Source organism: Maribacter sp. UBA3344, from assembly GCF_002362375.1.
Taxonomy (GTDB): Bacteria; Bacteroidota; Bacteroidia; order Flavobacteriales; family Flavobacteriaceae; genus Maribacter; species Maribacter dokdonensis.
In genome coordinates, this window is record NZ_DERI01000017.1 from 273,804 (window position 1) to 288,994 (window position 15,191).

A 15,191-nucleotide genomic window follows, 5' to 3' on the forward strand; every position below is an offset into this window, starting at 1 on the left:
TATGTTCATTTTCGATGCCCATTTAGACTTGTCCATGAACGCCATGGAGTGGAACCGTGACCTTACCCGGTCTGTTGAAGATATCAGAAAAGGTGAGCAAGGCATGACCGATAAACCAGATAGAGGTAACAATACAGTATCGTTAGATGCTATGCGAAAAGGTAATATCGGGCTCTGCATGGCAACGCAAATTGCCCGTTATGTCCATAAAGACAATGCATTACCGGGATGGAAGTCACCTCAACAGGCTTGGGCACAAACACAAGGGCAGTTGGCATGGTACAAAAGCATGGAAGATGCTAAAGAAATGGTTCAAATCACCAACAAAACTCAACTTGATGCGCACCTAGAACTTTGGAAAACCGATAAAGAAAAGAAACCTATTGGGTATTTATTAAGTTTAGAAGGTGCAGATTCTATCATAGACGTTTCATACCTACAACGTTCATATGATCAGGGGTTACGTGCCATTGGACCTGCACATTACGGTCCTGGCACATACGCACATGGTACCAACTCATCTGGTGGTATTGGTGCCAAGGGAAGAAATTTATTAAAGGAAATTCAACGTTTAGGAATAATCTTAGATGTAACCCATTTATGTGATATCAGTTTTTGGGAAACCATGGTGAATTATGACGGTCCTCTTTGGGCCAGCCATAATAATTGCAGGGCCCTAGTTAACCACCATAGGCAGTTTACAGATGAACAAATTAAGGAAATTATAGCGCGTAAAGGTATTATAGGTGTTGTGCTTGATGCTTGGATGATGGTTCCAAATTGGGAAAGAGGGGCTTCTACACCGCAATCTGCAGGCGTAAGTCTACAGCAAATGCTCGATAATATTGACCATATTTGCCAACTTGCAGGTAATGCCAATCATGTAGGTATAGGTTCTGACCTGGACGGCGGATTTGGAAAAGAACAAGGTCCTGCCGATGTAGATACCATTGCAGATTTGCAAAAATGTGTTCATTTACTGGAAAACAGAGGTTATTCACCTCAAGACATTGAGAAAATAATGAACGGAAATTTTATTTCGTTCTTAAGGGAAAATTTGAAATAGACTAGTTCGTTTTATCGAAAATACACTATCCTATACTTATTTTAACGTCGCCTTAAGTGCCCATGGCAGAGTATTTGTTATCTTTATTTCAACCAATGTAAAGATTAAATGAGAAACCTTTATTATCTTTTTATTGTTTTGTTCTCCCTTTCCATGGCACAGGTTTCTGCACAAACAGATTTACCTACTGCCAAACCATTGAAAATTGAGAAAGCAAACCCTATAAATTCTAGTGGAACCGCTAGCCCTGTTCTTAAGATGCCCTCATTGATCAAAGAACAGCCAAGTCTAGACATGAACAGCAAGAACCCTGTAAAAATGTTACCCGATGAAGAATTGGTACAAGCAGGAACCGGTATGAAAATTGACCCAAAAGTAGCTCCTGGAGAACGCTTAAATGGATCTGGTCAATATTTTCCTGATCAATATCTTGGGGATGTAAAAAGTAGCGGAAAATTTATTGGTATTGTTTGCAGAGATCATGAATATGTAGATGGAGACCGTGTTAAGATTTATATGAACGATATGGTCGTAGAACAAAACCTGCTATTAACCGGAGCGTTCAAAGGAATCAATGTCGATTTACAAGATGGTTTTAACCGTTTGGATTTTGAAGCACTTAACCATGGATCATCTGCCCCAAATACTGCTCAAGTAGATGTGTATAACGATAAAGGGGAATTGATCTACTCTAACAAATGGTTGTTATCAGCAGGTTCCAAGGCTACTTTGATCGTTACCAAAGAATCTATGTAAAGTGCTTTAAAGTATTATTTTGTTTTTTCTATTATTCCATTTCTTCCAGACTAATTAAATTATCATCGGGAATTCTATCAATCATTTTATTATACGGGTCTATACCAGCTTTAAACGGTTTTTTACTGGTGATAAACGTAAAAGTACTCGTACCAGGCTTAATCCATTTTTTCTCTAGAATAAGTGGAACTTTTTTTGTTTTACCGTTTATAATGGTGTCATTTTGAAATACAGCAATATCCAATAAATTTGGTTGATCAGGAGCTCCTAAATCTTTACCGTTACCGTCATAATAGTTCTTTTCACTTTCTACGGTAAGCTTAATTTCATAGGAATCATTATCTAATTTTTTAAACGTTGCTTCATTGACCTTATTTGTATATAAGGTAATTTTTTCAAAGCTATCCTCTAAAAAATACTGTAAAGAATCTGGAGTAACCTCTTTGATATAGCCATACCATTCGTTTGACGTAGCAAAAGGTGCATGAGGTCTAAATGCCGCACTATCTATAAACTTCTTAAACCCTAAATTGAGCTGATTTTCACCTATGTAATCTTGTAAAGCATATAAAACAGATCCGCCTTTTCTATACCAAACATAGGCTTGAGTGTCATTGTCCAATAAGGTTTTTTCAAATTTATTTTCACCGGCACGACCTCGCAAATAACTATCCAACTCTCTTTTCAAAAAATCTTGCATTGCATCTACGCCATATTCTTTTTTCATGACCATAAGCGATGAATATTCTGCCATAGATTCTGAAATTTGATTAGCTCCACGTGTGGCAGAGGGTGTAATTTGATGACCCCACCATTGGTGTGCTACTTCATGAGATGTAACCATATAAGCATAATCCAAATCTTCCGGATCACTAAAATCTCCGGTCCATCCAAAACTTTCAGCATAGGGTACCGTATTTGGAAAAGACTGGGCAAAAGACTGGTATCTTGGAAATTCAATTATTCGCATCTGACGATATTGATATGGTCCGTAATTTTCTGAGAAATAGTCTAAAGAATGGCGAACAGCTTTTGCAAATCGTTTAACATTATAAGGGTGATCTGGATGATGAAATATCTCAATTACAACTTTTTCCCCATTTTTACCTGTCCAATCTTCTTTGTGAATATCATAGCGTGCAGAGGAAACATTAAAAAAATAATCCATTTCGCCTTCCATTTTATAATGGTAATATTTTCTGCCATTTTCTTCCCATTCTTTTTGCAAATAACCGGGCATTATGGCAATCTGGTCAGGAGCCGTACTCACAGTACCTTCGAAAGTTACGTAGTCTGCATCATCATTGAATAATAAATTACGTAATCCCCATTTATCATTTTGAGGAGGAGCCGTATATTCCTTTACCGGCAAATCATATTCTTTTCTATACTTATCGCTTGTAAGCTCGTATTGTAAATTATAGCCGAAAGTCGGAAAAAAATCATTGTTCAAAAATGTACCGTTATAGACAATATCCGACCCAGAACCCTCATTTGGGAAACCCTTATAACCACGTTTTATTGCAAGATTCATGACCAAGGTATCACCAGGCATCATTGTATTTGGTAATTTATAAAGTTTATAATTGGATTTGCTATATACTTTACCCTCTTTTAAGTCAATATCTCCTACAGAAAACCTTAATAATTCAGTATGCAGCAATTGATTATCGCCCCAGTTTAAGTGTAACGAATCTATAGGTGTTTCTCCTTTATTCACCATAGTGAATGTACCGGACATTGTTGCGTATCTTTCTTCAGGAACTAAATCTACCTCTACCTTTACGTCCGTAAATTTTGGTTGATTTATGTAGTTGTATTTACTAATATCTTTCTCATAATTAGCAGCTAATTCCCTTCCTTGTTTTACTGTTCTATAAGAATTTAATTCACTAACATTATAATGAACATACCATCCTGCACCAGCACAAACCAGTACCCCAGCAATCATAGCCACCTTCTCCTTTATGCCAAAACGGTGTCCTGCCTCCTTCCATCTGGCCTTTATCCCAGAATCAGTTCCTCTTTTCCAAAACAATAATCCAACTATCGCCAACACAAAACCAAAACCTAACCAATATAAACGAAACCAATTTTGTCCGGATAAGAAATGGCCGAATCCATTCATATCTGAAATGGTATAGCGCGGTGCATAACCATACAAATACATATTATAATCAATATCCGCCAGACTACTAATGGCAAATAACGCTGCCCAGATAGCTATGGTAATAACATGACCTAAAAACTTTTTGGCAATTACGGCATGTACAAAGAAAGCCAACATAACATAAGAAATATATTTGGGAAATTCTATTAAGTAGAGGTCGGTAAAATACATATCAAACTGAAAATTGTAGTACCCCTGTAATATTTGATTTAGCAATCCACTTACTAAAATCATATTTACCAATACAAAACAAATAAAAACCAAGGCCAGAAACTTAGAACCGTAAACTACCCAATTAGGTAATGGTAGGGCACCGTATATTTGATCGTATTTTACACTACGCTCCCTATGTAAAACCTCACCTGTCATAAAAACAATAAGTATAAAAATGAGTACTACATAGTTATAATCTTTAATCTCTAACATATAGTAGGTCATGGGCAACATTGGTGTACCGTAGGTTGGGTTACCAAACCATCCATCAAAAAACAGGAATCCAACGGCCGCAATTAAAATAGCCTTAAAAAATAAATCCTTAGTTATATTTCTAAATTCCATCCATGCCAAATTACCTAGCATTTTCACGTTATGAGACCTACTAAAAATCTGAGAAACTACCGGTATTTTTGTTAGAACTGCAGCTGATGAACCATCTACCTCACCTGCCACTTTCTTTTTAGAACCTAGCTTCTTAGTTAAAAATCGTTGAAAATCAAATCTAAAAACTGTAAACAAACAGATTAAAAGACCTATGCCCACCCATAATATTCTATTCCACATTACAGTATCCTTAAAAGGTACCGTTAAGGTATTTTGCTCTTCTGGAGTCCAGTATTGTATAGTATTATTCAATGCTCCAAAGCCAAAAGGATCCAATAGACTAACCAACTCCTTATTTTCGATATCCTGAGTAAGCGTTAAGGTCACTAAATAAACAATGAACAATATTGCACCACCGGCATAAGCTAACATAATACGTTTGGTCAAAGCAACCAAGGCAAAGAAAATACAACCTGAAAAGAAAAAATTAGACCAATAAAAAACCAGAGAAGGCTGTAAATAGTGCCAGAAATTAAAATCAGCATAACGCTCTGCCGGTTCAAAACCTGCATAAGGACCTATGGCGTAACCAATTATGAAGCCCAAAATTAACCCTAAACTTACTAAAAATAGTGTTAGCATTGATCCCGCAAACCTACCCGAAACATATCCTTTCTCACTTATAGGATAACTGAATAAATAATTTTGTGTACCATGTTCAATATCTCGATAAATTGGAACGCCCATAATGGCACTTGCCAACATAATTCCGAAAATACTGACGACATTCAAAGTTGAAGCTATATTGGTTGGCGCATTTAAAAACACTTTCTCCGACCCCCCTTCGAAACCTCCAATGGAAATAATCATTCCATATAAAAAAAGTATTCCGAAATAGGCCCAAGTTGCAGGACGTTTTAAACGATAATTTAATTCAAATAAGAATATTTCAGTAAACATGATAGTTGGCTTTAGGTGGATGGAAAGAAAATCTATACGGTAACAGCGTTTGATCTAGCTGTAATTTCTGTGAAATAAACATCCTCCAAATTCGCAGGGCTTGTTTCAAAAGTTTCATCTGGCCTCATTTCACTATAAACATGGATAATAGTTCTACCCGCTTTTAAATGAGTTGAAATAACCTGGTGTTCCGCTTTATAGGCATCAAGATCTTTTTTATCAATCATTTTTTTCCAGATTTTACCTTGTATCCTAGAAGTTATCTCTGTTGGGTTGCCTTGAGCCACAACCTCACCAAGACAAATAATTGCCATGTTCTTACACAAATTAGCCACATCTTCAACTATATGGGTCGAAAGAATTATAATGGTATTTTCCCCAATTTCACTCAACAAATTATGAAAACGCACACGTTCCGCTGGGTCCAAACCGGCAGTAGGTTCATCCACTATTATTAATTTAGGAGATCCAATTAAAGCTTGAGCGATACCAAAACGCTGTTTCATTCCACCAGAATATGTACCCAAACTCTTGTTACGTACATGCCAAAGATTGGTTTTGTTTAAAAGTGCCTCTACTAAATCTTTCCGTTCTCCCTTATTTGAAACACCTTTCAATGAAGCTATATGATCTAACATTTTATAAGAAGTCACCTTTGGGTACACCCCAAACTCTTGTGGTAAATAACCCAAAACTTCCCTAACCCTGTCCGTATCATTTAAAATATCTATATCTCCCATGGTAATACTCCCAGAGTCTGGTTGTTGCAGCGTAGCCATGGTACGCATTAGAGAAGATTTACCGGCACCATTTGGTCCTAAAAGACCAAACATACCTTGTGGAATTGTTAAAGTAATATTCTTTAAAGCATGTACTCCATTAGAATATGTTTTACTCAGGTTTTCAATTTTTAGCTCCATGTACAGTTAGGTATTTAGTGTCAATTTTATTAACACACTGATTATTACCTAAATATACTAATTTCTTTCACCGGGCCTGTAAGTTTCTTCTGCTCTTTTTAAAACATCTTTCTTATAAAAAGGTACTTCTTTCCAATCTACATATCTATACCTCTCAATTTGGTCATTAAAATATGGAGAATCAGGATCACCACTTTGCCCACCTGCCAAAATACTTTTGGCCTTAACGGTTTCACCAAATTCAACCACTGCTGCAAAACTGTTGCCCCTTGTACCGTATATCTTTTTTGCGCCTTCGGTGGTGTATCGCGCACCGTATGCAGCCAAGGCTCCCCACCTACCGGAAGCAAACCCTATTGGAATACTTGGTTTAGCATCATCAAAATGCTGCACGATATCTCCTGTAGTTCGCTGATATCTATTTACTTCTCCCCATGGCATTTTCCATGTACCAAAATCTGACTCAATTTGGTTGATCACTTCTTCAAAAATAGGCAATACGGCTTCTGTGTTGTTCCCAAAATAAATCATGCGCTCCATATCACTTATTCCTTTTGGTTGGTCTGCGTGTTTGCCTATTGCGGTACCATAAAAATGTGCCAATGTCATGGCTACTTGATCTTCTCCCGTTGTATAGTCCCATTCCTCAAGCATCTTAATCGGCTCTTTTAATTTCGGATTCTTATCGTTATGAGAATTATAAGCTTTTACCAAGCCAGGTATCAAAGCTTTGAATGCCGGTAAATACGGATCATGCGCTAACCGGATAAGACTATCAATTGTGTACCCTTTTCTGTCTTTCAATAATTCTATGGCATGAACGCCTCTAAAGTTCTCTTGATCTCTAGACATGTAATACGGGTAGTCTTCTTTCTTTGGACTAAATTCTAGAGCTGATGTAAACGGAGTAGAATTACAATTCTGGATCCATCCGTTTTCTGGGTTTAACACCAAAATATTTTCATCTACCGTATGCAAACCTTGCCAATCTGTTTTCGGGTTGCTACCATCTACAGATTTTGCATAATTAAATTGAACATCTCTTTTTGGAACGTAATTACCATGAAAATAAGCAATGTTTCCTTCCGCATCTGCATACACCGTATTGTTACTAGAATTGGTACGAATATCCATCATATCCCTAAAACCTTTGTACCCGTTTTGTTTTGTTCGGATGAATGATTGCTCTAACGCTTTCACCGGTTCCCACATCATGGCAGATGCCGTCCATTGCGCATCTGCAACATGGGTTATTGGTCCGTGGTGGGTTCTGTATGCTGGATACTTTTTCTCTTTCAATTCCTCTCCATCCAAATATTTCAATAGTATTTCAGACGATTCTACAGGACGCAATTCTTCTCCGTATTGATAGAATAAATTATCATCGTTCTTAACTATTGTCTCCTTGAATTCATCCATAACATCGGTATAAGTGGATGTATGCATCCATCCGGTTTTTTCATTAAAACCTTGATAAACGAAAAACTGACCCCAAGTTACCGCACCATAGGCGTTTAATCCCTCCTCTGAAACTACATGAACTTCTCCCCTAAAATAAAACGAGGTATGCGGATTGATCAATAACAGCGGATTACCGGACTGTGTCAATTTACCTGAAATAGCAATACCGTTAGAACCTTGTGGCTCCTCTGCTTCTTTTTCCTTTTCTAATTGCAACAATTCCATTTCTGGTAATGCCATATCACTTTCATAGAAGGCAGCAATCTTCTTTGTTGAAATCCGCTCAATATCACCACCAATGGACCCTTCACTAAAATACATGGGCATCCATGGCTCAAAATGCGTCAACAATCTAGGTTTTACTTTTGGGTGCGTATATAGGTAGTAATTGATACCGTCGGCAAAGGCATTACACAACTCTTTTAACCAAACGGGACTCTTTTCGTAATTCGCTTTAGCCTCATCTTCGGTCATGAAGAGTTTTGCACGTAAATCGCTGTACAAAGCCTCTTCACCATCTACTTCTGCCAACCTACCTGTTGCCCAAATGTAGTTTTGCTCCACACGGTTAAAATCATCTTCACATTGGGCATACAATAACCCAAACACTGCATCGGCATCTGTCTTACCATAAATATGGGGTACTCCAAAGTCATCTCTTATTATTTCAACATTAGCAGCTTGGGCTTCCCATTTTTCAACTTCAGGGCTTTTTGGTTTTTCTGTCTTACATGATAAAACCAAGACAAATGCTAACAAGTAAATTATTCTGTTCATGGATGCTAATTATTTTGAATATTTTAGATACATAAAAGTACTTGAATTTTACCAACTTCCGCTTGCTCCACCACCACCTGAACTGCCGCCACCGCCAGAAAATGAACTACCACCACTTGATGAGCTACCGCCAGAACCAAAAGAGTGGGAACCTGATGAAGAAAATGTTTTTCGGTAATATGTTTTATCGTTCTTTAGCCACGAAATACTGAAATCTTTGTTATCAAATAGTTTAAGTTTAATAAGAGCGATTATAGCGGCTATGCCAAAAAACGGTAGTAATAACCACAACAGAACTTTAGGATGATCAAAAATTCGCATGGCAAGATCTTGGTCTGCGGTATAAATACTATACCCCACAAATAGAGGCACCACCATAAAGACCATACCAAAAATAGTAGAGATAGAACCTCCTAAAAGCATAAAAATACCAGGTAATACGCCTAATTTACCCATAAATATTCCTCTAAAAACCTCTATAATATTTCTATAGCTTTTAAGAAAGAAAAAACCACCTACCCCAATAAATATTGATAGAAAAACACCAAGAAAAATGTTCATATAAAGCCTTTCCTTCCCTTTTTTATCTTCAATTTCTTGTTTAAACTCATCTAAGGCTTCTGGGTTATTGAGAAACGCTATAAGCTGATCAGTAGCCTCATCAACACCATCAAAATATGCCTCCTCCTTAAATTTGGGAATCATCGTATTTCTAATAATTCTTGAAGCAACGGCATCTGTAATGTACGGTTCCAATCCATAACCTACCTCTATTCTTACTTCTCGGTCCAATTCTGAAAACAGAATCAATAACCCGTTATCCTTTCCTTCTTGACCAATTTTATTTTGATTGAATAGTCCGTTCGCATAAGACTCAATGGTATCAAAACCCAACTCTTCTATCGTGACTATTACTAGTTGATTGGTAGTATTCTCCTCAAACGCTACCAAACGCTGATTTAAATCTGCTGTTTGACTTGCTGTGAAAATGCCTGCACTATCGGTTACGAAATCACGCAATTCATAGTATTGCTCTTGTGCATTCGTATAAAAAGTAATTAATAAAAAAAGAAAAATGGTTTTTTTAAGCATCGGTCGGTAATCAGGATACTCAAATATAAAAACCTTTATCCATACTCTTAGCCAATATCAAAACCTATTCTAGATTCGGTAAAACTTTAGAATTGAAGTAACTTGCAACTCATTGCCGATCGGTCTCGACTGCGCTCGAACGGACAATGGAATAATTAAACAGTAATTAGTTAGAGCAAACACCTATGGCAGAAAAAAAAGTAAGCATACTAACCGCTTTTAAAACAATTATATGGCCACGCAGAAAACTGGTTTTGTTGGGTTTATTGCTTATCGTAATCAGTAAAGCTGCTAGTTTTGTGGCACCGGTTTCTTTACGATACTTTTTAGATGATATCATCCCTAATAAAAACTATGACCTATTAAAAATATTGGTTGCCGTTGTTATTTTTGCATTTTTGGTACAAGCGGTCATGTCTTTCCTACTTACCAAAGTGCTTAGCATTCAGGCACAATACATGATTTCCGAACTTCGTGCACAGGTACAAAAGCAAGTACTTTCATTACCTATTCGATTTTTTGACAACACCAAATCCGGCTCATTGGTTTCTAGAATCATGAGCGATGTGGAAGGGGTTAGAAATTTAATTGGTACCGGACTTGTACAACTTGTTGGTGGTACCATTACCGCTGTAGTGTCTCTTGTATTGTTATTGAGAATTAGCCCAATAATGACCTTATTGACTTTTGTACCCTTAATATTATTTGCATTCATTGCTCTAAAGGCATTTAAGATTATAAGACCTGTTTTTAGGGAGCGTGGTAAAATTAATGCAGAAGTAAAAGGAAGACTAACGGAAACCCTTGGTGGAATTCGCGTTATTAAAGGCTTTAACGCAGAGGTGCAAGAAAGTAAGGTTTTTGAAGAAGGGGTTGACAAACTATACCAAAATGTAAAAAAGAGCTTAACAGCTACCGCTTTTATGACCAGTGCTTCTACCTTTTTATTGGGATTGGCCACTACAGGGATTATGATGGGATATGGTGGATACCAAATGATGCAGGGCGAATTGACTACGGGCGAGTATTTTGAGTTTACTTTTCTTCTTGCCCTAATGGTAGCGCCCATTGTACAAATGAGCAATATTGGAAGCCAGCTGACCGAAGCTTTGGCCGGTTTAGATCGTACCGAAGAATTGATGAACAAGGTTTCAGAGTCTGATGAAAAAGACCGAACTATTGTGCTTTCCCAATTAAAAGGAAATATGGCTTTTAAGGACGTAAGCTTTGCGTACGAGGAAGATAAAGATGTCTTGCACAACATTAGCTTTGAAGCTAAATCTGGTGATGTTATTGCGCTAGTGGGTAGTTCTGGATCCGGGAAGTCTACCATTGCTGGTTTGGCGGCTAGTTTTTTAAACCCTGACTCCGGTGAAATTACCATTGATGGCACGGACCTTTCAAAAGTTGACCTAACCAGTTTTAGACAATTTTTAGGCGTGGTTTTACAGGATGATTTTCTATTTGAAGGCACAATTAGAGAGAACATTCTTTTCCCTAGACCAAATGCTCCTGAAGAGGAATTACAAGCAGCGATCAAAGCAGCGTACGTAGATGAATTTACAGATAGATTTGAAGAGGGATTGAATACCGTTATAGGGGAACGTGGGGTAAAATTATCTGGTGGTCAACGCCAACGCATTGCCATTGCCAGAGCTGTGTTGGCAAATCCAAGAATCTTGATTTTAGATGAAGCCACCTCTAACCTCGATACGGAAAGCGAAGCTTTAATTCAAAAGAGCTTGGCTGAACTAACGAAAGGAAGAACCACTTTTGTCATTGCGCACCGTTTAAGCACTATCAGAAAAGCAAATCAAATTTTAGTGATTGAAAACGGACGTATTGCTGAGCAGGGAACCCATGAAGAGCTGATTGCCAAAGAAGGCAGATACCATAATCTGTTTACGTATCAGGCTAGGATATAAGTTGGTTGTTGGAAAATTAAAATAACAGTTATTTTTGCGCAGTGCAAAAACTTAGGAACAAGAATTCAGCAGATTGCTTCGTCAATCTCGATTACATCTCGTTTTCTCGCAATGACATTTATAGATCTTCTGGAGCCAACTCTACTTTGAGTCCGTCCATGTCTTCAGAAATATGCAATTGACAGCCTAAACGTGAATTATCCTTAACATTAAAAGCTTCGGACAACATAGCTTCTTCGTCATCACTCATTTCCGGCAATTCGTGGTCAGATTCCACATAACACTGACAAGATGCACACATTGCCATACCTCCACAAATACCTATGGTTCCTTCTGGCGCCAGTTCATACGAACGTACGACTTCCATAAGGTTCATATTCATGTCTGTTGGGGCATCAATTTCATGAGATACTCCATCACGGTCTACTATTGTAATTTTTATATCGGTCATAAATTAGTGGGTTAGTGGGTTAGTGGGTTAGTGAAAAATATTACTTCATTGATTTAATAAAGGCATATAACATTTTTGATACTTGATTAGTTTCATTTATCAATTCTAGTGCCATTTCTTTTTCAACATATGCTAATCTTTGCGCAAGATAAAGCATGGATCTTAGTTCACTGTTGGAAGCTAAAGAAAAATATAAAAAGCGTTTAAAGTCCGCATTAGAACTTCTTTCAAAACCTTCTGCTATGTTATTAGAAATAGATACTGAAGCCCTAGTAATCTGATCCCGAAAACCAAAGTCTTTTAAATCCCTAAATTGTTTATAGATAAGAACCGCTAAATCCTGAGATTTCTGCCAAACCTTTAGGTCTTCAAATCGTTGTATAGTCATCTTCACTAATTCACTATTTCACTAATTCACTTACTTTATTCAATCTTCTTCACCACTGCTTTAGGCGCTTCTTTTTTTGTTCCATCAAAACCGCTTACTCCACCTACGGTAGTGTATTTCATTACATACTTCTTATCTGGATGGATTTTTTGAAAGGCGCTTTGGCACATTAGCGTTGCTTCATGAAAACCACATAGAATCAGTTTTAGTTTACCCGGATAGGTATTGACATCTCCAATGGCGTATATACCCGGAATATTGGTTTGGTAATCAAAGGTACCCACCTTTATGGCATTTTTTTCAATCTCCAATCCCCAATCTCCAATAGGTCCTAATTTGGGAGATAGCCCGAATAAAGGAATAAAATCATCGACCTCCAAAACAAGCTCTTCCTTAGCATCTGATATTTTTCTGATTAGAACAGATTCTAATGCTTCATCGCCATTTAAGGCAATAATTTCAGCGGGGGTAATCAGAATAAGCTTGCCTTGATTCTTCAGTTCCTGAACCTTTTCTACAGAATCCAAAGCGCCCCTAAACTCATTTCTTCTGTGCACCAATGTCACCTGAGCAGCTACATCTGCCAAAAATATACTCCAGTCCAATGCCGAGTCTCCACCACCTGCAATAACCACTTTCTTATCACGATACACTTCTGGATTCTTAATCATGTAAGCAACACCGTTATCTTCAAATTTTGCTAAATTATCCAACAAAGGTTTTCTAGGTTCAAAACTTCCTAACCCACCTGCTATGGCTACAACCGGGGCATTGTGCTTTGTTCCCTTATTGGTAGTAACCACAAAACTACCATCTTCTAACTTTTCAATAGTTTCGGCTCGTTCGCCCAAAGTAAAACCAGGTTGAAAAGATTTGATCTGCTCCATTAGATTATCCACCAAATCGCCCGCCAAAACTTCTGGAAAGCCCGGAATATCATAAATGGGTTTTTTTGGATAAATCTCTGCACACTGACCACCAGCCTGTGGCAAGGCATCTATCAAATGGCACTTAAGTTTAAGGAGTCCGGCTTCAAAAACGGCAAAAAGACCCGTAGGTCCCGCGCCAATTATTAATATATCGGTCTTAATCATTACTGAGATGGTTTGTAATATTTCTCAAAATTATCATTCTATTGTTTTAATATCATGACAATTATCAAGATCTAAGCTTCTATATTAATTACATTTTGAATTTGTGGTGCGTATTTCTTAATGGTCATCTCTACACCGCTCTTTAAGGTCATTTGATTGACACTGCAACCAACACAAGCACCTTCTAAACGCACTGTAACCGTTTCTTCTTCAATAGAAATAAGACTAATGTCCCCACCATCGCTCTGTAAGAAAGGTCTAATCTCTTCCAATGCTTTTTCCACATTCACTTTTAGCTCTGTTGCAGTCATATCTATTTTTTATTAACCGGCGAACAACCCGCCATTGTAGTAATTTTTATTGCTTCTGTAGGTGGCATTGTCTTGTTTCTAGCAACCACCTCACTAACCACCTGCTTTGTCAATTCTTCAAATGCTTTTTCTACAGGTGTAGCGGTTTGCAAAGCCGCAGGCCTACCAACATCACCAGCTTCACGTATACTTTGTACCAATGGCATTTCACCTAAGAAAGGTACATTTAAATCTTCTGCCAGGTTCTTAGCGCCTTCTTTACCAAAAATATAATATTTATTTTCTGGCAGCTCTGCAGGTGTAAAATATGCCATATTCTCTACGATTCCTAAAACAGGAACATTTATAGAATCTTGCTGAAACATGGCCACACCTTTTCTAGCATCTGCCAAGGCAACCTCTTGTGGTGTACTTACTACAACAGCGCCTGTAACTGGCAAAGATTGCATGATACTCAAATGAATATCACCGGTACCCGGTGGCAAATCGATCAGCATAAAATCCAACTCGCCCCAATGTGCATCAAAAATCATTTGGTTCAATGCTTTTGACGCCATAGGCCCTCTCCAAATAACCGCTTGGTCACGTTGGGTAAAAAACCCAATAGACAATAATTTTACTCCGTAATTCTCTACAGGCTTCATTTTAGATTTACCCTCTACGTTTACCGCCAATGGTTTCTCATTGGCAACGTCGAACATAATAGGCATTGAAGGTCCATATATATCAGCATCTAAAAGACCTACTTTAAAGCCCATTTTTGCCAAGGTAACCGCAAGGTTGGCCGTTACTGTAGATTTACCCACACCCCCTTTACCAGAAGCTACGGCTATAATATTATTAATACCCGGTATAGGCTTACCTTTAATTTCATTCACCTTTGGTTTTGCCGCAGGTGCTTCAACCTTAATATTGATCTTAATCTTAGCTTTTTCATACACCTCTCTGTGGATGACTTTTAAAATCTCCACTTCGGTCTTTTTGCGTGCTTGTAAACTTGGATTGGCAATGGTAATATCTACCTCTACCTCATCACCAAAAATTTGAATATTGGTTACCGCACCACTTTCTACCATGTTTTTGCCTTCCCCGGGAACCGTAATATGCTCCAAAGCCTTTAAAACATCCTTCTTATCTATCTTCATTATATAAATTCATTCAAAACCTGCCCATTGACAAGTAGGTTACAAAGATAATCCTTAGTTATCAGATTAGGAAGCTAGCGTATTGAAAATGAAGATGCCATTATAAACAGATCCTCTTATTCATAGATATTCAAT

General features: G+C 37.7%; 12 protein-coding genes. 3 read left to right on the forward strand and 9 right to left on the reverse strand.

The window, feature by feature from the left end; all coding sequences use genetic code 11:
- Position 1 precedes the first annotated feature (1 nt).
- Positions 2-1,066 carry a dipeptidase gene (locus tag B2Z27_RS12370; RefSeq protein ID WP_286813881.1) on the forward strand — a complete coding sequence of 355 codons (1,065 nt, stop codon included), beginning with the start codon at positions 2-4 and terminating at the stop codon, positions 1,064-1,066.
- 108 nt (positions 1,067-1,174) lie between these two features.
- A complete protein-coding gene (locus B2Z27_RS12375; protein ID WP_058104974.1) occupies positions 1,175-1,822 on the forward strand; it encodes a hypothetical protein in 648 nt (215 codons plus the stop codon).
- A 31-nt stretch (positions 1,823-1,853) separates the two neighbouring features.
- Here the strand turns inward: B2Z27_RS12375 and B2Z27_RS12380 are convergent, their stop codons facing one another.
- From B2Z27_RS12380 to B2Z27_RS12395, 4 genes are read right to left on the reverse strand one after another with little or no spacing between them, the layout of a single operon-like run.
- A complete protein-coding gene (locus B2Z27_RS12380) occupies positions 1,854-5,492 on the reverse strand; it encodes an ABC transporter permease/M1 family aminopeptidase (protein ID WP_286813882.1) in 3,639 nt (1,212 codons plus the stop codon).
- Positions 5,493-5,524: 32 nt separating this feature from the next.
- Entirely contained in the window at positions 5,525-6,412 is an 888-nt protein-coding gene (locus tag B2Z27_RS12385) for an ABC transporter ATP-binding protein (protein WP_286813883.1), read from the reverse strand.
- Positions 6,413-6,469: 57 nt separating this feature from the next.
- Entirely contained in the window at positions 6,470-8,650 is a 2,181-nt protein-coding gene (locus tag B2Z27_RS12390) for an acylase (RefSeq protein WP_286813884.1), read from the reverse strand.
- 48 nt (positions 8,651-8,698) lie between these two features.
- Positions 8,699-9,742, reverse strand: a complete 1,044-nt coding sequence (locus B2Z27_RS12395) for a TPM domain-containing protein (protein ID WP_286813885.1) — start codon at positions 9,740-9,742, stop codon at positions 8,699-8,701.
- Positions 9,743-9,927: 185 nt separating this feature from the next.
- Here B2Z27_RS12395 and B2Z27_RS12400 point away from each other — a divergent pair, with 185 nt between their 5' ends.
- Positions 9,928-11,667 (forward strand): ABC transporter ATP-binding protein, encoded by a 1,740-nt coding sequence (locus B2Z27_RS12400; RefSeq protein WP_286813886.1) that lies wholly within the window; start codon positions 9,928-9,930, stop codon positions 11,665-11,667.
- Positions 11,668-11,785: 118 nt separating this feature from the next.
- On the opposite strand, the gene B2Z27_RS12405 is transcribed toward B2Z27_RS12400, so the two are convergent.
- The 5 genes from B2Z27_RS12405 to B2Z27_RS12425 form a co-directional block, all read right to left on the reverse strand.
- Complete coding sequence (locus B2Z27_RS12405; RefSeq protein ID WP_286813887.1) at positions 11,786-12,118, reverse strand: 2Fe-2S iron-sulfur cluster-binding protein; 333 nt, start codon at positions 12,116-12,118, stop codon at positions 11,786-11,788.
- A 40-nt stretch (positions 12,119-12,158) separates the two neighbouring features.
- Positions 12,159-12,506: a four helix bundle protein gene (locus tag B2Z27_RS12410; protein WP_058104968.1), complete on the reverse strand. Its 348-nt coding sequence runs from the start codon at positions 12,504-12,506 to the stop codon at positions 12,159-12,161.
- A 35-nt stretch (positions 12,507-12,541) separates the two neighbouring features.
- Positions 12,542-13,600 (reverse strand): NAD(P)/FAD-dependent oxidoreductase, encoded by a 1,059-nt coding sequence (locus B2Z27_RS12415; protein ID WP_286813888.1) that lies wholly within the window; start codon positions 13,598-13,600, stop codon positions 12,542-12,544.
- 71 nt (positions 13,601-13,671) lie between these two features.
- The gene (locus B2Z27_RS12420; RefSeq protein ID WP_058104966.1) at positions 13,672-13,911 is read right to left on the reverse strand and encodes a NifU family protein; all 240 of its coding nucleotides are present in this window, start codon (positions 13,909-13,911) and stop codon (positions 13,672-13,674) included.
- Positions 13,912-13,913: 2 nt separating this feature from the next.
- Positions 13,914-15,056, reverse strand: coding sequence for an Mrp/NBP35 family ATP-binding protein (locus tag B2Z27_RS12425; protein WP_071340475.1), 1,143 nt, complete (start codon positions 15,054-15,056; stop codon positions 13,914-13,916).
- Positions 15,057-15,191: the final 135 nt, after the last annotated feature.

Bases quoted from the DNA above. Each gene is read 5' to 3' on its own strand.
- B2Z27_RS12370 (WP_286813881.1), top strand. From the start codon at position 2: ATGTTCATTTTCGATGCCCATTTAGACTTGTCCATGAACGCCATGGAG.
- B2Z27_RS12375 (WP_058104974.1), top strand. From the start codon at position 1,175: ATGAGAAACCTTTATTATCTTTTTATTGTTTTGTTCTCCCTTTCCATG.
- B2Z27_RS12380 (WP_286813882.1), bottom strand. From the start codon at position 5,492: ATGTTTACTGAAATATTCTTATTTGAATTAAATTATCGTTTAAAACGT.
- B2Z27_RS12385 (WP_286813883.1), bottom strand. From the start codon at position 6,412: ATGGAGCTAAAAATTGAAAACCTGAGTAAAACATATTCTAATGGAGTA.
- B2Z27_RS12390 (WP_286813884.1), bottom strand. From the start codon at position 8,650: ATGAACAGAATAATTTACTTGTTAGCATTTGTCTTGGTTTTATCATGT.
- B2Z27_RS12395 (WP_286813885.1), bottom strand. From the start codon at position 9,742: ATGCTTAAAAAAACCATTTTTCTTTTTTTATTAATTACTTTTTATACG.
- B2Z27_RS12400 (WP_286813886.1), top strand. From the start codon at position 9,928: ATGGCAGAAAAAAAAGTAAGCATACTAACCGCTTTTAAAACAATTATA.
- B2Z27_RS12405 (WP_286813887.1), bottom strand. From the start codon at position 12,118: ATGACCGATATAAAAATTACAATAGTAGACCGTGATGGAGTATCTCAT.
- B2Z27_RS12410 (WP_058104968.1), bottom strand. From the start codon at position 12,506: ATGACTATACAACGATTTGAAGACCTAAAGGTTTGGCAGAAATCTCAG.
- B2Z27_RS12415 (WP_286813888.1), bottom strand. From the start codon at position 13,600: ATGATTAAGACCGATATATTAATAATTGGCGCGGGACCTACGGGTCTT.
- B2Z27_RS12420 (WP_058104966.1), bottom strand. From the start codon at position 13,911: ATGACTGCAACAGAGCTAAAAGTGAATGTGGAAAAAGCATTGGAAGAG.
- B2Z27_RS12425 (WP_071340475.1), bottom strand. From the start codon at position 15,056: ATGAAGATAGATAAGAAGGATGTTTTAAAGGCTTTGGAGCATATTACG.